General features: G+C 39.9%; 28 protein-coding genes. 26 read left to right on the top strand and 2 right to left on the bottom strand.

The window, feature by feature from the left end; genetic code table 11:
• Positions 1-66 precede the first annotated feature (66 nt).
• From G8782_RS03215 to G8782_RS03175, 9 genes are all read left to right on the top strand, one after another.
• Positions 67-843, top strand: a complete 777-nt coding sequence (locus tag G8782_RS03215) for a 3-hydroxybutyrate dehydrogenase (protein WP_172369460.1) — start codon at positions 67-69, stop codon at positions 841-843.
• Positions 844-905: 62 nt separating this feature from the next.
• Positions 906-2189 carry a GntP family permease gene (locus G8782_RS03210; RefSeq protein ID WP_172369459.1) on the top strand — a complete coding sequence of 428 codons (1284 nt, stop codon included), beginning with the start codon at positions 906-908 and terminating at the stop codon, positions 2187-2189.
• Positions 2190-2305: 116 nt separating this feature from the next.
• Positions 2306-3427, top strand: coding sequence for an NAD(P)/FAD-dependent oxidoreductase (locus tag G8782_RS03205; protein ID WP_172369458.1), 1122 nt, complete (start codon positions 2306-2308; stop codon positions 3425-3427).
• 112 nt (positions 3428-3539) lie between these two features.
• Positions 3540-4223, top strand: coding sequence for a Crp/Fnr family transcriptional regulator (locus G8782_RS03200; protein WP_172369457.1), 684 nt, complete (start codon positions 3540-3542; stop codon positions 4221-4223).
• A 287-nt stretch (positions 4224-4510) separates the two neighbouring features.
• Positions 4511-4660, top strand: a complete 150-nt coding sequence (locus tag G8782_RS03195) for a cytochrome c oxidase subunit 2A (RefSeq protein WP_172369456.1) — start codon at positions 4511-4513, stop codon at positions 4658-4660.
• Between the two features lie 12 nt (positions 4661-4672).
• On the top strand, positions 4673-5140 hold the full coding sequence (locus tag G8782_RS03190) for a cytochrome c oxidase subunit II (protein WP_172369455.1): 468 nt from the start codon (positions 4673-4675) through the stop codon (positions 5138-5140).
• 69 nt (positions 5141-5209) lie between these two features.
• Complete coding sequence (locus tag G8782_RS03185) at positions 5210-6865, top strand: cbb3-type cytochrome c oxidase subunit I (protein WP_172370192.1); 1656 nt, start codon at positions 5210-5212, stop codon at positions 6863-6865.
• 80 nt (positions 6866-6945) lie between these two features.
• Positions 6946-7575, top strand: a complete 630-nt coding sequence (locus tag G8782_RS03180; RefSeq protein WP_172369454.1) for an SCO family protein — start codon at positions 6946-6948, stop codon at positions 7573-7575.
• Positions 7576-7698: 123 nt separating this feature from the next.
• Positions 7699-8124 carry a hypothetical protein gene (locus G8782_RS03175; protein ID WP_343034932.1) on the top strand — a complete coding sequence of 142 codons (426 nt, stop codon included), beginning with the start codon at positions 7699-7701 and terminating at the stop codon, positions 8122-8124.
• 186 nt (positions 8125-8310) lie between these two features.
• Here the strand turns inward: G8782_RS03175 and G8782_RS03170 are convergent, their stop codons facing one another.
• Complete coding sequence (locus G8782_RS03170) at positions 8311-8871, bottom strand: thioredoxin family protein (RefSeq protein WP_172369453.1); 561 nt, start codon at positions 8869-8871, stop codon at positions 8311-8313.
• 212 nt (positions 8872-9083) lie between these two features.
• Between G8782_RS03170 and G8782_RS03165 the strand changes: the two genes are divergently transcribed.
• The 5 genes from G8782_RS03165 (at position 9084) to G8782_RS03145 (ending at position 12217) form a co-directional block, all read left to right on the top strand.
• Complete coding sequence (locus G8782_RS03165) at positions 9084-10157, top strand: branched-chain amino acid aminotransferase (protein WP_172369452.1); 1074 nt, start codon at positions 9084-9086, stop codon at positions 10155-10157.
• Between the two features lie 158 nt (positions 10158-10315).
• A complete protein-coding gene (locus G8782_RS03160; protein WP_172369451.1) occupies positions 10316-10783 on the top strand; it encodes a DinB family protein in 468 nt (155 codons plus the stop codon).
• Between the two features lie 13 nt (positions 10784-10796).
• Complete coding sequence (locus tag G8782_RS03155; RefSeq protein ID WP_172369450.1) at positions 10797-11114, top strand: thioredoxin family protein; 318 nt, start codon at positions 10797-10799, stop codon at positions 11112-11114.
• 212 nt (positions 11115-11326) lie between these two features.
• Positions 11327-11482, top strand: coding sequence for a hypothetical protein (locus G8782_RS03150; protein ID WP_172369449.1), 156 nt, complete (start codon positions 11327-11329; stop codon positions 11480-11482).
• 108 nt (positions 11483-11590) lie between these two features.
• Positions 11591-12217, top strand: a complete 627-nt coding sequence (locus tag G8782_RS03145; protein ID WP_172369448.1) for a YhcN/YlaJ family sporulation lipoprotein — start codon at positions 11591-11593, stop codon at positions 12215-12217.
• A 45-nt stretch (positions 12218-12262) separates the two neighbouring features.
• On the opposite strand, the gene G8782_RS03140 is transcribed toward G8782_RS03145, so the two are convergent.
• Positions 12263-13165 (bottom strand): aldo/keto reductase, encoded by a 903-nt coding sequence (locus G8782_RS03140; protein ID WP_172369447.1) that lies wholly within the window; start codon positions 13163-13165, stop codon positions 12263-12265.
• Between the two features lie 71 nt (positions 13166-13236).
• Between G8782_RS03140 and G8782_RS03135 the strand changes: the two genes are divergently transcribed.
• From G8782_RS03135 to G8782_RS03080, 12 genes are all read left to right on the top strand, one after another.
• A complete protein-coding gene (locus G8782_RS03135; RefSeq protein WP_172369446.1) occupies positions 13237-13782 on the top strand; it encodes an NUDIX domain-containing protein in 546 nt (181 codons plus the stop codon).
• A 54-nt stretch (positions 13783-13836) separates the two neighbouring features.
• A complete protein-coding gene (locus G8782_RS03130; RefSeq protein ID WP_172369445.1) occupies positions 13837-14352 on the top strand; it encodes a hypothetical protein in 516 nt (171 codons plus the stop codon).
• Between the two features lie 85 nt (positions 14353-14437).
• A complete protein-coding gene (gene fur / locus G8782_RS03125; RefSeq protein WP_172369444.1) occupies positions 14438-14890 on the top strand; it encodes a ferric iron uptake transcriptional regulator in 453 nt (150 codons plus the stop codon).
• A 60-nt stretch (positions 14891-14950) separates the two neighbouring features.
• Entirely contained in the window at positions 14951-15853 is a 903-nt protein-coding gene (gene xerD / locus G8782_RS03120; RefSeq protein WP_172369443.1) for a site-specific tyrosine recombinase XerD, read from the top strand.
• A 22-nt stretch (positions 15854-15875) separates the two neighbouring features.
• The gene (deoB, locus tag G8782_RS03115; protein WP_172369442.1) at positions 15876-17072 is read left to right on the top strand and encodes a phosphopentomutase; all 1197 of its coding nucleotides are present in this window, start codon (positions 15876-15878) and stop codon (positions 17070-17072) included.
• 2 nt (positions 17073-17074) lie between these two features.
• The gene (locus G8782_RS03110; protein ID WP_172369441.1) at positions 17075-18379 is read left to right on the top strand and encodes a pyrimidine-nucleoside phosphorylase; all 1305 of its coding nucleotides are present in this window, start codon (positions 17075-17077) and stop codon (positions 18377-18379) included.
• Positions 18380-18599: 220 nt separating this feature from the next.
• A complete protein-coding gene (locus G8782_RS03105; RefSeq protein ID WP_246231529.1) occupies positions 18600-18953 on the top strand; it encodes an STAS domain-containing protein in 354 nt (117 codons plus the stop codon).
• Positions 18943-19389, top strand: a complete 447-nt coding sequence (spoIIAB, locus tag G8782_RS03100) for an anti-sigma F factor (RefSeq protein ID WP_172369439.1) — start codon at positions 18943-18945, stop codon at positions 19387-19389. The genes G8782_RS03105 and spoIIAB overlap by 11 nt, the downstream gene beginning before the upstream one ends.
• A gap of 3 nt (positions 19390-19392) precedes the next feature.
• Positions 19393-20172, top strand: coding sequence for a SigF/SigG family RNA polymerase sporulation sigma factor (locus tag G8782_RS03095; RefSeq protein WP_172369438.1), 780 nt, complete (start codon positions 19393-19395; stop codon positions 20170-20172).
• A gap of 15 nt (positions 20173-20187) precedes the next feature.
• On the top strand, positions 20188-21636 hold the full coding sequence (locus G8782_RS03090) for a spore germination protein (protein ID WP_172369437.1): 1449 nt from the start codon (positions 20188-20190) through the stop codon (positions 21634-21636).
• A gap of 68 nt (positions 21637-21704) precedes the next feature.
• Entirely contained in the window at positions 21705-23033 is a 1329-nt protein-coding gene (lysA, locus tag G8782_RS03085; protein WP_172369436.1) for a diaminopimelate decarboxylase, read from the top strand.
• 171 nt (positions 23034-23204) lie between these two features.
• The gene (locus G8782_RS03080; protein WP_172370191.1) at positions 23205-23567 is read left to right on the top strand and encodes a GNAT family N-acetyltransferase; all 363 of its coding nucleotides are present in this window, start codon (positions 23205-23207) and stop codon (positions 23565-23567) included.
• Positions 23568-23644 lie beyond the last annotated feature (77 nt).

Genomic DNA, 23644 nt, shown 5'->3' with positions numbered 1-23644 from the left:
ATATAATTCCATCAAATTTGATTACTTTAGGGGATAATTGCAAAATCATCATAGGAGGAACAAAAAATGTCGGATAGTAAAGTGGTTTTTATTACAGGAGCTGCAAGCGGGATAGGTTATGAAATCGGCACCGCTTTTGCAAAAGAAGGCGCAAAGGTTGTTTTTACAGATGTCAATGAGGAAAAGGTAAAAGAAGTGACAGAAACACTAAAAGAAATTGGGATTGATTGTTACGGCATTAAGTGCGATGTCACGAAGGAAGATGAAATCAAACAGGCGATCGAGACGACTGTTGAAAAGTACGGGAGACTAGATGTGCTTATCAACAATGCAGGTCTTCAGCATATTGACACGGTTGAAGATTTCCCGGTAGAAAAGTTTGAGCTGATGACGAAAATCATGCTAGTAGCGCCGTTCATTGCAACAAAATATGCATTCCCGATTATGAAGAAGCAGAAGTTCGGTCGTATTCTCAATATGGCATCGATAAATGGCGTAATTGGCTTTGCGGGGAAATCAGCGTATAACAGTGCAAAACACGGGGTGATCGGCTTGACTAAAGTTACCGCACTGGAAGGTGCAGAACATGGCATTACTGTAAACGCAATTTGCCCTGGCTACGTGGATACGCCACTTGTGCGTAATCAGATGGAAGACCTTGCGAAAAATCGTAATGTAACGCTTGAGAAGGTATTGGATGAGGTTCTTTATCCACTCGTGCCCCAAAAGCGTTTATTGGAAGTTTCCGAGATTTCAGATCTAGCACTCTTCCTATCTAGCGAAAAAGCAAAAGGAATGACGGGACAAGCGGTTGTCCTTGACGGCGGGTATACAGCACAATAAAAATAAATCTGTTTCAACTGTTGAATTCTATTTAAGATACATAATTTTTGGGGGTATTATTCATGTTGGGTATTTTTCTTGGTCTAGTAGTCCTCATGGTGCTGGCTTATATCGGCTGGTCCATTATTTGGGTTGCTCCGATTGCCGCAGGTGTAGTTGCGCTCACAGGTGGTTTGGATTTATTAGATGCTTACAAAGATACGTATATGGGCGGTTTTGTTGGTTTTGCAAAAGACTGGTTCCCAGTCTTTCTGTTAGGAGCAATTTTCGGGAAGCTAATGGAAGATTCAGGTATGGCAAGATCTGTCGCGGTTGCTCTTACAAAGCTGATTGGCACAAAACGAGCTATTCTTGGTGTCGTTGTTTCATCAGCAGTGCTTACATACGGCGGTGTTAGCTTGTTCGTTGTTGTGTTCGCGGTTTATCCGCTAGCTTTGTCTTTGTTCCGTGAAGCGAATATTAACCGAAAACTTATTCCAGGTACGGTTGCGCTTGGTGCCTTCACGTTTACAATGACAGCGCTTCCAGGGACGCCGCAGATTCAAAACCTCATACCGATGAAATATTTCGAGACAGATGCGATGGCAGCTCCGATTTTGGGAATTACAGCAGCCTTAGTTATGGGAGTAGGCGGGTATTTTTATCTTAGGTGGCGTGAAAAGCAATTGGCAACCGCAGGAGAAGTATATACGGAGCCTGAAGATACAAAAATTATGGATACAAGCGGCTCTACGCCACTATTCATATTGTCTATATTGCCACTATTGACAGTACTTATTACTTTAAATCTTTTCAAATGGGACATCGTAACAGCTTTAATTGCAGGAATTTTACTCATTATGTTATTAAACATTACAAAGTTTAAGGGATTTGTCAAAGCGATCAACGGCGGGGCGATTGGTTCGGTGACCGCTATTGTCAATACGAGTGCAGCTGTTGGTTTTGGAACCGTAGTTAAAATTGTTCCTGGTTTTGAAAAATTAACAGAATTGCTAATGGGCATTAAAGGAAACCCTCTAATATCTGAAGCTGTTGCCGTTAACGTGCTTGCGGGTGCGACTGGTTCAGCCTCGGGAGGCATGGGAATAGCTCTTGAAGCACTTGGTTCAAAATATTACGAGATTGCTATAGATACGGGCATGAATCCTGAAGCGTTTCACCGGGTGGCTTCACTTGCGTCGGGTGGTTTAGATACGTTACCCCATAACGGGGCGGTCCTTACACTTCTGACGATTACCGGCATGAGCCATAGAGAAAGTTATAAAGACATTTTCGTTGTCGCAGTTGTCATTCCAATCATTGCGGTAGCTGTCACGATTTTGATGGCAGCAATCGGCATTAACTAATTGAACATCAAAAACGTGAAAGTTAAATCTTTCACGTTTTTTCATGTTAAAGATGAGATTTTAAGACATATATTGTAAAGTGGAAATATAAAATCTACTCTAGAAAAGGTGTACATATGAATGACTTTATAATAATCGGTGCAGGTATATTGGGAGCGTCAACGGCTTATCATTTGGCCAAAGCTGGAGCCAATGTAACGGTAATTGACCGGGGGGACCCCGGACAGGCGACAGACGCAGCAGCAGGGATTATTTGTCCATGGTTATCCCAACGGCGCAATAAGGCGTGGTATGCACTTGCGAAAGGCGGAGCCGCGTATTTTGATACGCTTATTCCACAACTTGAAAAAGATGGTGAAACTGAAACAGGTTACCGCAAAGTCGGGGCGGTTAGTTTACATACCGATTCAGAAAAGCTGAATAAAATGGAAGAACGTGTAATAGATAGGCGGAAAGACGCTAAAGAAATCGGGGATGTCCGAAAACTAATGCCTGAAGAAACGCATGCATTATTTCCTCCGTTGTCAAATGAATTCAGAGCGGTTCAAATTAGCGGAGCGGCAAGGGTAAATGGACGCGAATTAGTTAACGCGCTGTTAAATGCAGCGAAAAAACATGGTGCTATTGTTTTAAGAGGTTCGGCAGCTCTAACACATTCAAATAAAGAGATTACCGGCGTAAGCGTTGGCAATAAAAAATATAGCGCAGACAAAGTAATTGTCGCAGCCGGTGCTTGGGCAGGCGAGTTATTATCGCCGCTCGGGATAAAACTTCAAGTGAAAGGCCAAAAAGCCCAAATTGTCCATCTTCGACTTGAGGATAAAAACACAGAAAACTGGCCTGTAGTCATGCCGCCTACCAATCAATATATACTTGCATTTGGTAATGGGCGAATCATAATTGGAGCGACTCATGAGGATGATATGGAATACAATCAGAAAGTAACAGCTGGCGGCTTGCACGAAATTTTTGATAAAGCATTAACGATAGCTCCTGGTTTAGCAGAAGGTGAATTTTTAGAGGCCCGTGTCGGCTTCAGACCATTCACGCCGAACTTTTTGCCTATCATCGGGGAAGTACCCGGCGTAGAGGGGCTGGTTCTTGCAAATGGACTTGGTGCATCAGGGTTGACGATTGGACCTTATTTGGGTTATCAACTTTCAAAGCTCGCGCTTGGTGAAACACTTGATATCGACGTAGAGTTATATGATGTTTCCACGGCTATCACATCCGACTAAGTGCCAATAGATTATAATTTCGAAATCTCGACATCAGGATGTCTCGCTAAATCAATAATATATGTTAAAATAAAAAGTATAGATAACAGTCAGAATCTAGGAGGTGTTTCTATTGGAAAAGCTCGAAAACATTATTAGAAATGTAAAGCTATTTAAAGATTTAACAGATGAGGAAATTAAACCTTTTCTCGAGGTTATGACGAAAAGAACATTTTTAGATAAAAACATTATTTTTTTACATGAAACGCCAATTACGCATGTTTATATTGTTGCTTCAGGTAAAGTGAAAGTATTTAGAAACGATCTGTCGGGAAAAGAGCAAATCATTTGCGTGAAACAGCAAGGTGACATGTTCCCGAACGTCGGTTTTTTCCGAAAGGAAAACTATCCGGCTAATGCGCAAGCGATTGAGGATACTTCACTTTTTTTAATCTCGCTTAAAGATTTTGAAAATGTTTTAATCGCAAATCCCCAACTTTCAATAAAGTTATTCCGAATTTTAGGCGATTTAATTGTTGATTCGCAACAGCGATTAGAAGAGATGGCTTTACGAAGCACGAAGGAAAGAATTCTTCTTCTATTAATTCGCCTTGGTGAAACCCATAAAGGCAATGAGAAGAATGGTTGGATTAAAATAAATACTAAATTCACGAATTCGGATCTTGCAAATATGATCGGAACGACGAGGGAATCTGTAAACCGCATGATTTCACAACTACGAAAAGAAGAAAAAGTGAAATTGGTTGATGGTCATTTTTACATTTACCCTGATAAATTAAAAGAAGAAATATATTGAATCAGAAAAATGCTGTTCGAATGAGAATTCTCATTCGAACAGCATTTTTTATTTTTCAAGGTTTGATTTGTTCATCAATTCGTCACTATTAAAAAGTCTGTCTATCAATACGAAAATAGTTGTTTAGAAAGTCCAAAAACATTGTCATGGCAAACTTTCGGGTCGAGTCATGATACATCGTTATAAACACTTTACAAACTACTTCTTGTAAGTGTGATTAATATCACATCGTTGAGAATGATTATCAATTATGCTGAAAACAAGAAGAATATAGGAGGTGCTTTCGGATGGTAACCGAAAAATCTAATGTCAAGAAAGAGGTAGAACAAGACGAGAAATACTCACTTAAAGGAACAATGTTTTCAGTGGGGGTCGTAGCCGCAGTCATTATCGCCACGTATTTAGTACTATTCGTTTTATACATGATTAGAGTATAAGGAGGAAAAACCATGAAAATGCATCGTTACGAAGAAATTTGGCTGGCATTAAGTTTCGGAATCTTAGTCATATTTATGTTAGTCGTCGGTTATCAAACATTTGCAATGGGGATGGGTCCCCCAAGTCATAAGGAAACAATTGATCCGCAAAAAGTAGATGAAACAGCACCATTCGATAATCCCGGCGTTTTCCAAACGGGGGACAATGAATACGAAGTCGTCATGACCTTGCAAACTTTCGGGTTCACACCAAGCAATATTGAGATACCTGTCGGGGCGAAGGTGACATTTACCATGACTTCAAAAGACGTAGTCCATGGATTTCAGGTTGCTGGCACGAACTTAAATGCCATGGTCATGCCTGGTCATATTCAAAAGATCACACAAACATTTAAAGAATCTGGCGAATATTTAATTCTGTGTAATGAATACTGCGGAATCGGTCACCAAATGATGAGTACGACAATTTCTGTTAAATAAAAGGAGGGATGTAAAGTGGAAACAGTCATTAACAAACCAAATTTAAAAAAGACAACTAAAAAGAAAACAATGAAAGAAAAAGCGCATCAAATTTTAGGAGTAGTTCCAGAGGATGCAAAACTATCGAAATCTTATATGGCCGTTGCGTTTATAGCATTACTAATAGGCGGATTTTTAGGGTTATTTCAAGGGTTGGAACGTGCAGGGTTGTTACAATTACCATCCTGGTTCACGTATTATCAAGTATTAACGGCACACGGCATATTATTAGTACTAGTATTAACAGCATTCTTTACGATAGGTTATTTTTATGCGGGCCTTTCCCATACTCTTGGCGGATTATTACCGCAAGTTAGAAAGATGGGCTGGATCGGTTTTTGGATGAAAATGGTTGGCTTTGTCGTCGCGGTAATTCCGGTATTAATGAACGAAGCAACAGTCTTGTACACGTTTTATCCGCCAATGGCAGCATCGCCGTTCTTTTGCATCGGATTGGCTTTAATCGTATTGGGCGTATGGGTGTGCGCGTTTGGAGCATTTATCAACATTGCCAAATGGCGTAAAAGTAATCCAGGAAAGCATATCCCGATTTTCGCTTTCTTTGCGACAGGCGTATTTGTTCTATTATTCTTTGGGAGTATCGGTGTCACGGTAGAAGTTGTTACTTTAATCTTCTGGTCGGCAGGTTTGCTCGAAACCATAAACGTTATGGTCAGTCGTACGTTATTTTGGTCTTTCGGGCATACACTCGTGAATATTTGGTACTTGACTGCAGTGTCTGCATGGTATGTAATTGTTCCGAAAATTATCGGCGGACGACGATTTAGTGATACATTAACGCGCATTGTCGTCGTATTGCTTGTCATCACAAACATTCCAGGCGGGTTTCACCATCAAATTGTCGATCCGGGAATGACACAAGCTCTCAAATTCTTGCACGTGTTTATGAGTCTATCGATTGCGTTTCCTTCATTAATGACAGCATTTGCTATGTTCTACGTATTTGAACGTACAGGACGTGCAAAAGGCGGGAAAGGTTTGCTCGGTTGGTTTAAAAAATTACCTTGGGGAGATGTCCGGTTCCTAGCGCCATTCATTGCGATGGCTGCCTTCATACCGGCCGGAGCGGGTGGTATTGCTCAGACAACAAACCAATTAAACCAAGTCGTTCATAATACAATGTGGGTTGTAGGTCATTTCCATTTAACAGTTGGTACTTCCGTTATCCTGACGTTCTTCGGAATCACCTATTGGTTAATCCCATTCCTATCTAAACGGGTGCTGACTCCCGCGATGAATAAAGTAGGGGTTATTCAAACAATAATTTGGACAGTCGGAATGCTCTTTATGTCCGGTGCCATGCATTATGTAGGTTTACTTGGTTCGCCTCGTAGAACTTCATACACAACCTACGGGGACCATGTAGTCGCACTTGGATGGGATCCGTATATGTTCTTGTTAGCAATCGGCGGAACTCTACTGATCGTCGGTGTACTTATTCAAGTGTACGCTGTGTTTCATATGATGTTCTTTGCGCCAAAAGGGGAAACAGAATTCCCGATTGCAGAACCAGAGGAAGAAGAAGAAAAAACACCAATGTGGACAGATCGTTGGGGATTATGGATTGTCCTTATGTTGCTCGTCGTTTCAATGGGCTACGTCATACCCCTAGTAGATTTAATCGTAAATGCACCGCCGGGATCGCCGCCATTTAGAACCTGGTAATGGGCTATCAGAAAAGAGAGATAGTCAAGGGGCTATCTCTCTTGCTGTTAGATAACTAAACTGTATGGGAAGTGGTGCAGATGAGAAAACATCGGAATTCAATAGGGATTGTTGTCGTGCTCGTATTCGGTTTCGCGCTGTTCTTTTTTGGGACCGATGGATTTACCGCTTATACCGCTGAAACTGCCAGAGTGAACCAATTAAAGGAAGATAAACCTAAATTTCCAATCGTGACGCTGGAAGATAGCAATCATCTTATTTATCCATTTTCCGAATTTCAAGACAAATATGTGTTGGTAACATTTATCTATACATCTTGTACAACAGTTTGCATTGAATTGGAAATGAATATGTCAGAGGTTTATGACCGGATTCCAGAGGAATTGCTTGGTGAAGAAATCGTGTTTTTAAGCATTAGTTTTGACCCGACCGTGGATGATCCAGATAGATTGGATATGTACAAAAACTATTTTGAAAGCGATGGGGAAACGTGGAGAATGGCCAGAATTGAAGACCAAGCGGAATTGGACTTTTTGTTAGATGAGTTCGGTGTTATCGTTATTCCTGATGAATATGGGAATTATGCGCATAATTCGGCATTTTATTTGGTTGATAAAGAAGGCAGTTTGATTGATGTCATGGATTATAAAGATATCGAAGGTTCTGCAACGAAAATTATTGATATTCTTAATGATGAAGTGGGGGCATAGAAAATGAAACAAGCTAAATATGGTTTGCTTTTATTTATATTCCTAGCCATCCGGGCCTGTCGCCAATCTATTGGAATCCATATGCATATGCAAATGCCCTTGCTAATAATCGCAGGATTTTAAATGGCAAAGTTCTTTCTGCTTCGTTTCCCGAATTTTTTCGAAACATGGAATCAAAACGGAATACCAGGGATTCTTCTATTTTTAGTTATACTGGTGTACTGGATGATTCCAAGAACAATGGATGAGGCCTTAACACTTACTAGCGTTGAAGTTTTTAAATTCATCAGTTTGCCATTCTTAGCAGGAGTGCCATTACGAGATAGTTGGAGAAAACTTAGCACCTTTAAAAGAAATATTCTTATAATCGTAATTACGATTATGTCTTTTGGATTGGGACTGCTCTACGTAAAATCGCCTGTGCAACTATGCAACAACTATTTATTAATCGAGCAAATCACGCTCGGTTGGGGATTCTTGACAATGGCCATTTGCTTAGTTATATATTTGCTATACATCTCGTTCACTGATCAATCTGCTTATGAATGAAATTTTCGACCTTTATTAAAGTTCTTTCCATCTTTGCACTCTATTCCCGTAGGAGTCGCCGCCCTGCAATCTAATCAACTAATTTCATTTTACAATGAGTGTTTTCAAAGTGATAATTATAAAAAAGTACGAGAAATGAATATCTTCTCGTACTTTTCCGTGTTTTCAATTTACTTATTACAGTTGTTATTTAATATTTTCTAGCAAAGTCTCTTTCATGCTCTCATAAGCACCGCTCCAAAGCTGTTTGTCTTCTTTGAATGCTTTAGCTGTGATTCCAATCATTTCTTTAAATTTCTCATCATATTCAGGAGCGTCTTTTGCTGGTAATTTATCTCTGTATTGGTCAACAAATTGCTTCGTTCTTTCGGCGATCGGACCCCATTTAGCAACTTGATTTCCATCATTATCGATGAAAATGAAAATCGGGATGGTTCGCGATTTGCCGTTTGTTAAATATTGATCCATCAGTTCTAAGTTTTCATCACGTGGAAGAATTCGAACTGGAGTATTTGTTTTTTCCGCCAGGCGAAGTAAGACAGGAATGTTTAACATGCAATGACCGCACCAAGGTTCAGCTAATACAATAACACGCAGCTCTTTTTCTTTGATCAATTGAAGAAAGCTTTCATCCTCTGGAACTGAATAGTTTGCATAAATATGGGAAAAACCCGCCTTATGTTTTTCCAAAGATTTAATATACTCATCCGGTGTAATTCCCCGTTCAAACCACTGATTTAACTCCATTTTTTATCGTCCCCTTCAATATGCTATATGTTAAATTGTACCGAGAGAACAAGTATTGGTAAACCATAATGCTTAGTAATTGTATTTAAATAAGGAATATTTGAAATATGCTTTTCCTTTTCAGCTGATGAGGGTATAATATGATATTAATACGCCTATGCGGGTGAGTCATATTCATTTGAAAAATATAGAGCTGAAGGGGATAATTCACCATGACAGTACAAATGATTGAAGTTAAATTATGTGAAACAAAAAAGAAGAAACCTGAATCGAGTCAATTGGGATTCGGAAGAGTATTTACTGATCATATGTTTGTTGCTGATTATACCGAAGGACAGGGTTGGAGCGATCATCGCATCGTTCCTTACGAGCCAATAACATTGGATCCTGCAGCGATTGTTTTTCATTATGGGCAAACGGTATTCGAGGGGTTAAAAGCATATTTATCGAAAGATGGATCCGTGAGATTGTTCCGTCCAGAACAAAATATGCGGAGAATGAATCAGTCTAGTGCACGTCTATGTATGCCGCAAATCGATGAAGATTTAGCTATCGAAGCATTGAAAGAACTACTAATTATCGATAAAGAATGGATTCCGACTGCGGAAGGTACATCTCTTTATATACGGCCTTTTATGATCGCAACAGAATCACATTTAGGCGTTTCACCATCTAAAAAGTATTCGTTCATGATTATTTTATCCCCTGTAGGATCTTATTATAAAGAAGGTATCCATCCGGTTAAAATACTTGTCGAAAATGAATATGTTCGTGCAGTAGCAGGCGGAACGGGAACGGCGAAAACAGCAGGAAACTATGCTTCAGGCCTTAGAGCACAAGAAGTTGCCGGTCAAAAAGGCTATGCGCAAGTTCTATGGTTGGACGGTGTCGAAAAAAAGTATATCGAAGAAGTCGGGAGCATGAATGTTTTCTTTAAAATAAATGGGGAAGTAATCACCCCGATGCTAAATGGAAGTATATTAGAAGGAATCACTAGGAAGTCAATTATTCAATTATTGAATCACTGGGATATTCCAGTCACTGAACGTAAAATCTCGATGGATGAAATTCGCGAAGCTACTGAAAATGGAACTTTGGAGGAAGCTTTCGGAACAGGGACTGCAGCGGTCATATCTCCAATCGGCGAATTCAATTGGCAGGACAATAAATACGTTGTAAACAACGGTGTAACCGGACAATTATCAAAAAGATTATATGAAAACTTAACGGGTATTCAAACCGGTGCGATTGAAGATCCGTTTAACTGGATTGTAGAAGTGGATTAATGACTCTCTCAAAAATTCAATCATTAAATCAAAAAGGATAGCCTCAATCAAGGCTATTCTTTTCCTTATGACACCTAAAATTCCCTTCTAGAGCTACTTTATTTCAAAAAGCTGCAGAATCATTTACAGTTATGGTAAGAACTTATGAAGGGGAGAGAGTGACAATCGAAACAATACAGCAACTCCGATTAGCGCGAATGCATACAATTGGACGATTAAAAAGAGTTGAAGAATCCAAGTGGGAAGTTCAACCAAAGGGCTTTAATAATAATATTTTATGGCATGCGGGTCATATTTTTGTTACTGTAGAGCAGTTTGTTCATCAATGTGTAAAATCGTATGAACCTGTAGAGCCAGATTGGATTCCATTATTTATCGATGGAACGAGCCCCGATGAATGGGAAGGAAGCGTCCCTACAGGTGAAGAGATATTAACAGCGTTAAGAGTTCAATTGGAAAGAGTCATCCCGTTTGTCGAAAACAGACTCGCTGAAAAAGCGGTTGAGCCGTTAATAATAGGCGATAATATAATGACAATCGATAGCATTGAAGGATACATTCAATTTTTGAGTTGGCATGAAGGAACTCATTCAGGAGCTATTAATGCCATGAATCTTTTTGAGTAGGGAGGAAAAGAATATGGAGAAATTACAGTCGATGGAGCAATTTGAGCTGCTTAAAAACGATGAAAGAACAATTTTTATGTTTACTGCTGGATGGTGTCCAGATTGCAGAGTGATTGAGCCGTTTTTACCGATTCTTGAGGTGGATTATCCTGAGTTTACGTTCATCTCAGTCGATCGCGATGAGTTTATCGACTTATGTGTCGAACTTGATATTTTCGGAATCCCCAGTTTTCTTGCTTTTAGTGAAGGAAAAGAATTGGGCCGTTTCGTTAGTAAAAATCGCAAGACACAAGAAGAAATTGAAGAATTTCTTAACAGTCTTTCGAATTAAATAGTTAGGGAAGAAATCAGAATTACCTTTAACAATATTGTCGGGGTATTTCTGATTTTTTTCGGAATAAAACCATTATACATAGGAATGATTTCAACAATATCCATCAGCATCGTCAGCCTAACGTTATTCTCTTTATTCGGTCACTTAATAACAATTTAGCATAAAAGTCTTCGTCTTGAACAACCTATTCAGGACGGAGGTGACTATATTTGAACACAAATCAAAACGATAACAAAGAAAAAACGAGGAACGAAAAAGATCGGGAAGAATACGGATATGGCTACGATCGCAGTGTTGATGATTTGAATGTTATCGGACAAAACAAAGCAGCTAAAAAAAATAATAATAATTTACACAAAAAATAATTAGATATACGAGACGCTGTTCTTTTTTGAGCAGCTTTTTTGAAATGAATACATAAATTTCATTTATATGGCTATCCTATCCTTATAATAAATTAGGGAGGAAAACTCATGAAAAAAGTTTCACTATTTTTAACGGCAATGCTCCTATCTTTATCTTTAATGGGATGTAACTTCAATCAAGATAGAAACAATGGTGCTGACAATGCTAATACGAACGTTGACCAAGGAACAAATGATAATGCGAACAATAACAATAACAATAATAATGGTGACACAAATTTAGAAGTTTCCCAAGATGCAGCTGATCGTATAATGGAAATGAACGGAGTAGAGAACGCAACCGTCATCGTCACCGATCAAAATGCCTATGCCGCTGTAGTATTAAACGGGGATAACACAGTCAGTGACACGGATAATAACGGGACCGCCGATAATAATGCCGACACAGATACAAACACGGATACTGGAACAAATAACGACGCAGATACCAACAATAACGCCAACAATAACCATAACAGTCCAGACCAAGTTCTATCTCCTGACTTGGAGAACAAAATTGCTCAACAAGTTAGGGAAGTACATGACAACATCCAAAATGTATATGTCTCATTAAATCCTGACTTCGTAGATAGAATGAATGAGTATGTAGAACAGATCAATCAAGGAGACCCCGTAGAAGGTTTTTTTGAAGAATTTACAGAAGCAATGCGAAGAGTGTTCCCGGATGCACGTTAAAACAATGAAAAAACAGGACTTAATGGTCCTGTTTTTATTTTGGCGTCAAATGCGATGCTCGTTATATTCATGCCGTTTAATTAAGGTTTTCAGTCTTTCGAGTTGGTCAGTTGAACAACCTTTTTCATATGCAATAATTGAATCAAGCAATTGCTTCGTTGTCCGTGCTCCAACTAATGCGGAGGCGACTGTTTTGTCTTGAAGTGCAAAGGCAATTGAAGCTGCGTGTAAATCGTCTACTTCATCGTTCAAATAATTTACGGCGCTTTGCAGTTCTGAGGCGTTATAAAGAGCGAAACCGTCCGATGCATTTGCTCTTCCCTGACCTTCCAATGTCAAATAACCTTTTGCTACAGTTCCTCTTGTAATAATCGAAGCATCTAAACCGCTTATTAACGGAAACCATTCTTCTGGTCTTCGATCGAGTAAACTATATTGCATCATAACCGAAATAGCAGTACTTTTTTCCAGAAAGCGTTTAATGACGCTCGGTCGTATCGATGAAATTCCATACTGGCGAATTAACCCTTCTTTTTTTAGGCTTTCAAAAGCATCGATGGTTTCGTCAATATTGTCTTCAATCGTTCCGCCATGAAGCTGGTACAAATCAATGTAATCCGTTCCGAGTCTACGTAGACTATGCTTCACTTCCTCCATGATGTGGTTTTTCGTAGGATTCCATGTCCATCCCTCGCCATCGGGATTTAATTTGTTGCCAACTTTCGTAGCAAGAATTACATTTTCACGCCGTTCTTTCAGTGCTTTTCCGACAAGCTTTTCGTTTTTGCCGCCATCATAAATATTGGCGGTATCGAAAAAATTAATACCAGCATGAATTGCAGCATCTACAATGTTTTTTGCTTCCGTTTCATTATCTGGCAATGACATTGTTCCTAACGACAGCTCAGATACGAATAATCCGCTTTTTCCTAACTCTCTCTTTTTCATGGAAACACCACCTTATTAATAATCATGGTACAATGACCTCGACATAATTTCCATATGGAAGGGTTGGTATAGTGGATAAATTTGAAGAGAAAACACTGTCGAGTAAGACAATTTATGATGGTAAAATAATTTCACTCAGGCTTGAAGAGGTTGAACTGCCAGATGGTAATCGGGCGCAACGTGAACTGATTGAACATCCCGGTGCTGTTGCTTTAATACCGATAACAAATGAAGGGAAACTTATTTTAGTTAAGCAATATCGAAAGAGTCTTAATCGAACATTGATCGAAATTCCGGCGGGGCGTATTGAAATTGGAGAAGACCCAAAAGTTACAGCAATTCGAGAGCTAGAAGAAGAAACTGGATATGGCGCTCATCAAGTGGCATATATTCAATCCTTTGCAACTTCACCGGGTTTCGCCAACGAAATAATTCATCTTTACTTGGCAGAAAATTTATACAAGATTGCCAATCCTGCCGAAGGCGACGAAGATGAATTTATTGAACTACTTGAGGTAACAGTAAATGAAGCGGAGCAATTGGTTGCTTCAGGAGAAATTTATGATGCCAAGACAGCTTTTGCTGTAATTTATGCAAAACATCAATTGAAAAAGTGAACTATTTTCTCATGGACGAGCATACGCTATATTAAATAAGCGGAGGTGCAGTCAATGATCCGTTCACTCTCATTTACTTATCTTTTCGTCATTCTTGCTGTTGGATACCTCGGTGGTGCGCTATTATTCCGAGAGATGCCTTTAGCATCTGTAGAAAAATTGCTCGTATTATTTGATGGCAGGGTTGTTGAAGATCACGGAGCGAATTTTATCAGACCGATGTTAATGAATGCTACTTTTTTTCTCGTCGCTTTTGCTTTTTCTTTAGTTAAGAAATTACGTTTTCTCGTTACTTTTATTGGTGCATTAAAATGTGTGTTATTTGGTCTGTCGACGGGTTTCTTACTTTCCACGGGGATGAAGATGTTATCGTACACAGTTTGGTGGTTTCCATTCCAACTCGCCATTTGTTTTTTACTGCTTCTATTTTGCGCAATTTTAAAACCGCCCTTTTTCATTCGGACTGTCGGGCAGAGAAGTCGCAATGATAAAGCCTTATTATTTTTACTGGGCTTGGTAATTCTCATTACCGCAATTGAATATTCGATTTTTTACTATATTCTCAAATAAGTCATTCCGTAGATTCTCCTTTCCTTTCTGTTGTCTTCTATAAACCTCTTTTGATATAATGAAGACAGTTTGAGGGGGGCGTCCTATGGAGAGCCGAATTGATCGGATAAAAAAACAATTACATGGCGCCAGTTATAAGTTGACGCCACAGCGTGAAGCTACAGTCGTGGTCCTCCTTGAGCATGAGGCGGATCATTTAAGTGCAGAAGATGTTTTTTTGCTCGTGAAAAAAAAGTCTCCTGAAATCGGACTTGCAACTGTGTATAGAACACTTGAATTGCTAACAGATTTAAAGATTGTTGATAAAATCAACTTTGGAGACGGTGTTTCGCGCTATGATTTGAGGCAAGAGGGTGCGACTCATTTTCATCATCATCTGATTTGCATAGATTGCGGTACAGTTGACGAGATTAAAGAAGACCTTCTTGGAGAAGTAGAAAAAATTGTTGAAAGCCGCTGGGAATTTTCAATAAAAGATCACTGGTTAACTTTTCACGGAATTTGTAAACGGTGTAAAGAAAGAGCAACTGAAAAATGATTTTAATATGAGGGCAGCCTTATGCTGCCCTCTTTGTCGTTATGGTAAAGGGGGATTCAAATGGAAAGTACACAATTTGCCCTTGAAGATTATTTGCATTTTTTAAAAATTGAACGTCAATTAGCTGCAAACACGATTTCATCCTATCGCAGGGATTTGATGGACTACATCGATTTCATTGATAAATCGAAAATAGGGTCTATTGATGCAGTTACTAGACAAAATATCATCGGCTACTTGCAAATGATGAAAGATGAAGGAAAGTCTGCAAGAACAGTTTCAAGACATATTTCTTCTATCCGTTCTTTCCATCAGTTTTTGTTGCGGGAAAAAGTTGCAACAAACGATCCAACGGTACACATAGAGCTGCCGAAAATCGAACAAAAATTACCTCGGGTTTTATCGTTAGAAGAGGTTGGGCGGTTAATCGATGCACCCGACCAATCGAAGCCCCAAGGCATACGAGACACCGCGCTACTTGAAATGTTATACGGAACTGGAATGCGGGTTAGTGAACTTATTAATCTCGATCTCGACAATATTCATTTAACGATGGGATTTGTCCGTGTTTTTGGGAAGGGTGGAAAAGAAAGAATTATTCCATTAGGAAATAAAGCCATTCAATCTTGCACAAGCTATATTAATGAGGCACGACCAAGATTTATTGAAAAGCTAAGCAGTCCGCAGGAGGCATTGTTTGTCAATATGCGCGGTGGAAGATTAACAAGACAAGGATGTTGGAAGTTATTAAAGGCTCATGCGTTAAGCGTCAACATTCAAAAGAAAATGACCCCCCATATTTTAAGGCATTCATTTGCTACCCATTTAATTGAAAATGGTGCTGATTTACGAGCTGTTCAAGAAATGCTTGGGCATGCTGATATTTCAACAACACAAATATACACGCATGTTAGTCGAACACGATTGAAAGAAGTTTATGTGAAATTTCATCCGCGTGCATGAAAAAACAGGAGGAATATACTGAATGAAGAAAGAAGAATTTAAACGAATCCATGTGGTTGTACTCGACTCTGTCGGAATTGGAGAAGCGCCGGACGCTAACTTATTTGGAGATGTAGGGTCAGACACACTTGGTCATATAGCAGAAGCGATGAATGGGTTACATATGCCGAATATGGCTAAGCTAGGACTGTCAAATATCCGGCAGATTGAAGGAGTGCCAGTAGCGAAAGAACCATTGGCGATGTATGGGAAAATGCAGGAAGCATCTGTTGGAAAAGATACTATGACAGGTCATTGGGAGATAATGGGGCTGAACATCAATAAACCGTTTAAAGTGTATCCCAATGGATTTCCATCGGAACTTATTGCTGAACTTGAAAAACGAGTGGGTCGAAAAGTAATTGGCAATAAGCCTGCAAGCGGTACGGGAATAATTGATGAACTTGGCAAGGAACATATGGAAACGGGCGCGATAATCGTTTATACTTCTGCGGATCCCGTTCTTCAAATTGCCGCACATGAGGATATTATTCCGATTGAGGAGCAATATAGAATTTGTGAAATTGCACGCGAACTTACACTATCGCCTGAATATTTAGTCGGTCGCGTAATTGCACGCCCGTTTATCGGAGAACCGGGCAATTTCACTCGGACGACGAACAGACATGATTATGCATTAAAGCCTTTTAATCGTACGGTGATGAATGAACTTCAAGATGCGAATTACGATGTGATTGCGATAGGCAAGATATCAGATATATTTAATGGTGAAGGAATTACGGACTCTGTGAGAACAATCAGTAATATGGACGGTGTTGATAAGCTGCTAGAAGTAATGGAAAGAGATTTTCATGGCATCAGCTTTACAAATCTGGTTGATTTCGATGCGTTATTTGGCCATCGACGTGATCCAATCGGATATGGAAACGCACTTCAAGAGTTTGACGCGAGGTTAGTGGAAATGATGAATTTACTTCGGAAAGATGACTTATTGATCATCACGGCAGATCATGGCAATGATCCCGTTTTCGAAGGCACTGACCACACTCGAGAATACGTTCCATTGCTAGTTTATTCACCCTCATTTAAAAGAGGCGGCTCAATGCCAATCAGAGAAACGTTCTCGGATATAGGCGCAACAATAGCAGATAACTTTAACGTGAAGTTGCCAGAATTCGGACAAAGTTTTCTATCATTACTTGAGGAGAAGGTGGATTAACGATGAGAATGGTTGATCTTATTAAGAAAAAACGAAATGGCGGTTCTTTATCAAAAGAAGAGATTATTTATTTTATTAACGGTTACACAACTGACGCAATTCCCGATTATCAAGCCAGCGCATTGTTGATGGCAATTTATTTTAAAGGTATGACTGCTGAAGAACGAGCCGATTTAACCATGGCCATGGTAGAATCAGGTACTCAAATCGATTTATCATCAATTAACGGCGTAAAAGTCGATAAACATTCAACGGGCGGGGTTGGAGATACGACGTCTCTGATTCTTGTCCCGCTTGTGGCCGCCTGCGGCGTTCCAGTGGCGAAAATGAGTGGCAGGGGACTTGGACATACTGGTGGCACCTTGGACAAGCTAGAATCGATTGAAGGCTTTCATATTGAGTTGTCCAGTGATGAGTTTGTCAAACAAGTAAATGATTTGAAATTGGCGATAATGGGTCAAAGTAAAAACTTGACGCCTGCAGACCAGAAAATATACTCATTAAGAGATGTAACGGCAACTGTAGATAGTATTCCGCTTATCGCAAGCTCAATTATGAGTAAAAAAATTGCAGCTGGAGCCGATGCAATTGTTCTTGATGTGAAAACAGGCTCGGGTGCATTCATGAAGTCGAAAGAAGATGCATTGGCGCTAGCTAAATCAATGGTGGAGATTGGAAATCACCTAGGGCGAAATACGATGGCAATTATATCGGATATGAGCCAGCCACTTGGAAATGCTATTGGGAATTCTCTTGAAGTCATTGAAGCGATCGATACGCTAAGAGGTAATGGGCCAAAGGACTTAACAGAGCTTTGTCTTGTTCTCGGAAGCCAGATGCTTGTCGTGGGCGAGAAAGCAAATACGTTGAAAGAAGGCCGTGAAATGCTGGAGCAGGTGATAAAGGACGGCACGGCACTTGAGTTGTTTGGAACGCTTATTGAAGCACAAGGTGGAAATCGTGCAATAATTCATGACACTACGCTTCTTCCGACAGCGAAGTATAAAATAGAAGTTCAAGCTGAAAAGTCAGGTTACATTACTTCCATGGGAGCAAATGATATCGGCGTCGCGGCGATGTTGTTAGGTGCTGGACGTGCTGATAAAGATGATGAAATTGATTTGTCAGTCGGTATAATATTGAAGAAGAAAATAGGCGATTCTGTTCAAAAAGGCGATGTACTCGCCGTCATTCATTCGAATACCGAAGAGGTTCAACAATCAATGACACTACTTCAAAATCATATAATAATTGGCGATGAGGCGGTCCTTCCGCCGAAACTTATTGGCGAAGTCATTCATGGCTGATTGATAAAGTGAAAAGCTATCTTATTTAACTGAGTTTATCGGTTAAAAGGATAGCTTTTTTTTATTCTATGTGTAAATCAATTCGAAGCGGTCAATACTTATACGGAAAGCGGATATATGTCGAAATGTAAGAAGTTTTACCGGTTATTGACTAGTTTTGCTGTGTTAAAGGATTCCCCTTCAGTGATGTAGAAAGAAGCGCATGAAGGAGGGATTTTCTATGGCGAAAATTGAAATTATTGATAACGGGATTTTAATAGCAACACTGAGAGGTGAACTAGACAATCATAAGGCAAATCAAATCCGTTCGGACATTTCAGCAGCAATCTTTACGGGACAAGTACGTGCAGTTATTTGGGATTTGGAAGGGCTAGGATTTATGGATAGCGCAGGGATTGGACTTGTTCTTGGGAGAATGCGTGATTTATCACCCAGTGGCGGGGAGACTCTCATTCTAAATCCATCTGCAACTATGAAAAAAATCTTTGGCTTTTCAGGACTTGGTGAAAATATTAGATATTGTACGATCGAAGAAGCGATCGGGGAGATTGGAGGGGTTGTACATGAACAATGAGATGACTTTATCTTTTGTTGCAATCGAAGAGAATGAGGCACTAGCGAGAATGGCGATGACATGCTTTATTACCCCGTTAGATCCGACAATTGAAGAAATTTCAGAATTCAAAACGATTGTTTCGGAAGCGGTAACTAATGCAATACTTCACGGATACGAAAATGACGGGAAAAGTCTAGTGAAAATCCACGCAAAAATTGATGACCATACAGTATCGATGACTGTGAGTGATGAAGGGGCCGGAATTGATGATTTAGCCCGCGCAATGGAACCGATGTACACAAGTAAACCGCATATGGAACGTTCTGGAATGGGTTTTACAATTATGGAAAGTTTTTCGGATAGCTTGTCCGTCGAATCGGTAATTGGCTCAGGTACAGTAGTCAAATTCGAGAAAAAGTTTTCTCCGATTACGGAAACGAGCAGAATGAGGTGACGTATGGACGCATCCGTTGAGAACAAGCATGCTTTATTGTCCCAGGAGAAGATGAGAGAACTAATAAAAGTTTCGCAGGAAGGCGATAAAGAGGCCAGGAAATTGATGGTTGAAGGAAATACGCGTCTCGTTTGGTCTATTGTTCAACGTTTTGGTTCCCGGGGCGCAGATCCGGAAGACCTGTTTCAAATCGGCTGCATCGGCCTGATGAAGTCAATTGATAAATTCGATCTTTCCTATGAAGTGAAGTTTTCCACTTATGCAGTTCCGATGATTGTCGGGGAGATTCAACGTTTTTTACGAGATGACGGCATGGTGAAAGTAAGTCGTTCAATTCGTGAACTCAGCTTCAAGATTCGTCATGCAACAGACGATTATGTGAAAAAAAGTGGAAGATATCCGACATTAGCGGAGATAGCTGAGATATTGGAAGTTAAATTAGACGATGTCATACTTGCTTCTGATGCTCTCAGGGACCCCGCATCTCTCCATGAACAATTATATGAAAATGAAGGCGACAGTTTAACGTTAATGGACCAACTTAGAGATGACCGTTCAGAAAGAGTATTTGATCACATCCCTTTGCGCGATGTCATTTCAAAATTAAATAAAAGAGACCAAACGATTATCTACATGCGATATTACTTGGACTGCACACAAAGTGATATTGCCGAACGAATAGGTATATCGCAAGTTCAAGTGTCAAGACTAGAAAAGAAAATATTAGCCCAATTAAAGTCATGGATGGGGGCTAATTTAGAAGAAAGTACGGTAAAAAAGTGAGGACGGATTAATGTAATGGAAAAACTCTTCAAATCGATGAAAGAGGGAGAAGAATGGTTTTATCAATGTTTCGGCAAGGATGAAACATTTGATGCAATGGCCCGTTCGATTCATCTTTGGGAAATGCCCGCATTACTTCTGTATATTAACGGGCTCGTTGATGGTGATAGCTTATTGATGCTGTTAACAGAAATGCAAGGTAAAGACGGATGGGACGAGGAAATTGGAGATGACGGCGAACGTTTTTTAACGTTTTTTCCGTACCATTCCGTCGCAGAGGTAAAAGATAAAGATGAATTGCTAACGTCTATCTTGAGCGGACAAGCTGCATTCATTACACCAAGCGGCTATGCGTTCGTAATCGACGTTAGGTCTTACCCTGGCAGGCAGCCTGAGGAGCCGGATACTGAAAAAGTAATTCGAGGTGCTAGGGATGGTTTTACAGAAAATATCATTCTAAATACTGCGCTTGTTCGTAGAAGGCTTCGCACCGAGGATTTGCGTTTCGAAATGCATCAGACCACCATTAATGGAAAAACCGACGTCGCGATAGCGTTTATTCAAGGTGCGGCAAGTGAAAAGCATCTTGCTTATATACGAGAGCGACTCGATAAAATAGTTCATGATGGTCTTACGATGACCGACAAATCACTTGAAGAGTTTCTGTTCAAACAGAGGTTTCATCCGATGCCGTTTGTTCGTTTTACTGAACGACCTGATATATGTGCAGCACATTTATTGGAAGGGCATATTGCCATCATGGTCGATATGTCGCCATCGGTTATACTCGTTCCGGTTTCGTTGTTCCATCATCTTCAGCATGCAGAAGAATATAGGCAAGCTCCGTTGATTGGTACTTTTGTGCGACTGACACGTTTTGTGGGCGCTGGTTTGAGCCTTGTACTATTGCCATTTTGGTATTTGCTTGCGACAAAACAGCATTATCTTCCAGATTTTTTAAGCTATATCGGCCCGAATGATATTGGAGAAATACCCCTTATCATACAGCTATTATTCGCGGATATTGGAATTGAAGTACTACGTATGGCAGCCATTCATACGCCGACGCCGATGTCTACTGCTATGGGTTTAGTTGCAGCAATTGTCATCGGCCAAGTTGCAATCGATGTTGGGCTATTTACGCCAGAAGTCGTTCTTTACGTAGCCGTTAGTGCTATTTTCACTTTTGCAATTCCATCGTATGAATTGAGCATCACAACGAAAGTTTTCAGGATATGCATACTTTTGGCGACAGCAATTTTAGGAGCGCCCGGATTTTTTATATCTATCGCTGTATTGTTTTATTATTTATGTTCACTTAGACCAATGGGCGTTCCGTATTTATGGCCGGCAGTTCCATTCTTCCCGACTGCGATGATGCGAGTCCTTATCAGGTTTCCAATGACTGCCGATGTCCCGCGTCCCTATATTACGGATGCTCCGAATAGGGATCGTACAAAATAGAACTTTGCAACTCCTCCACTGTCTATGATAAAATTTAAGATAGTAAAATTTAGAAGGAGGAAAGCCTTATGCATCTATATGGAACTCAATCAATAAATGACCGCGGTCATTTAGCGATTGGGGGAATCGATACAGTCGATCTTGCCAACACGTACGGTACGCCATTAATCGTTTATGATATACATTTGTTTCGGGAACGGGCTAGGGCCTTCAAAAAAACATTTCAAGCTGCGGGGATAAATGCGCAAGTTGCTTATGCAAGTAAGGCATTTTCATCAATCGCTATATATGAAGTTGCAAAACAAGAAGGCCTGTCACTCGATGTCGTTTCAGGTGGAGAGTTATACACTGCTGTTCAAGCGGATTTTCCAAGAGAAAAAATTCACTTTCATGGGAATAATAAAAGTTATAGCGAGATTGAATTTGCCTTCGATGAAAAAATTGGTTGTATCGTCGTTGACAACTTTTTGGAAATATCAATTGTCAAAGAAATCGCTGAATCGAGAAACCAAGAAATGGATGTCCTTATTCGTGTAACGCCTGGCATTGAGGCGCATACGCATGATTATATTACGACGGGGCAAGAAGATTCGAAGTTTGGTTTTGATCTGAAGAATGGACAAGCCGATGAAGCATTTCGTCAATTGTACAATCATCCATTTATTACTGTTCTTGGAATGCATTGCCATATCGGTTCACAGATTTTTGAAACGGACGCTTTCCGTGTTGCTGCAGAAACATTAATTGAAAAAATGATTTCTTGGCGCGATAATGAGAACTTTATTTGTCGTGTATTAAATTTGGGCGGCGGCTTCGGGATACGCTACACGGAAATAGACAATCCTTTAAGCCCCTCCGAATATGTCGAAGAAATGGCAAATGTAGTATTATCGATGACGCGTACATTCAATTATCCAATTCCTGAAATATGGATTGAGCCGGGTAGATCACTTGTTGGCGATGCTGGAACGACTTTATATACGGTTGGAAGTACAAAAGATATTCCAGAAGTCCGCAAATATGTTGCAGTTGACGGCGGGATGTCAGATAATATAAGACCTGCTTTATATGGGGCGAAATATACGGCTGTGTCCGCAAACCGAATGACTGAACCACATTCCGAAAAAGTGACAATTGCGGGGAAATGTTGTGAATCTGGCGATAAATTAATTGAAGAAGCCACCATTGCGCCGGCAATTGAAGGAGATATTATTGCAACTTTTTGTACGGGGGCGTACAGTTACTCCATGTCGAGCAATTATAATCGATTGCCGAGACCAGCGATTGTTTTTGTTGAAAATGGAGAAGAGCAACTAGTTGTAAGACGAGAAACTTATGAGGATATTGTAAGACTCGATCTGCCCTTGCAAAAAGTAAAGCGAGGAGGAAAAGTATGAGAAGAAGAAATTTGCTTCTTTTCATAGGAATCCTTGTCGCAGCTGTTATTTGGGGAGCTGTATACTGGTTTTTTGTAGTACCCGTCATTGATCCTCAATAACAAATAATCATCAAAAAAGCCCTGTCGTAATTGATGGTGTCTTTTTTTGGAAGAGAAGGGATTCACATTGATGCTTATACGTTATAAAAAAACCTATGAAAAAATCGCGATGGGCTTACTTTCATATATGCCCGGTGAACATAGTGTGAAAGCTTTGCAAGATACAATCCAAAAATACGAAAATGAAGATGATTGGCAGTTGTATCTTTGGAAAAAAGAAGAAGACCTCATAGGTCTTCTTGGAATTGAAATTGGCGATGAAACTTTTACATTACATCATCTTTCTGTAAACCCTTCTTTTAGAGGCGAGGGAATTGGTAAAGCGATTGTTGATAAAATACAAGAGCAATTTCCTGATAAGGAGTGTTTAAGTACAGATCAGACGGAAGACTTTTTAAAAAGATGTATTTCAAAAGAAGGAGGAGCTGACTAAAGTCCGCCCTTCTTTTTTTTTCTCATGTCTGGTTTTTAGAGCGAATTGGGTTCACTCACTCTTTGGTGGCCAAGGTG

Origin of the sequence: Sporosarcina jiandibaonis (genome assembly GCF_013184495.1) — a bacterium.
In the GTDB taxonomy this organism is placed as follows: domain Bacteria; phylum Bacillota; class Bacilli; order Bacillales_A; family Planococcaceae; genus Sporosarcina; species Sporosarcina jiandibaonis.
The sequence above is the reverse complement of the archived record's forward strand: the minus strand, read 5'-3'. Positions and strand labels throughout refer to the sequence as shown.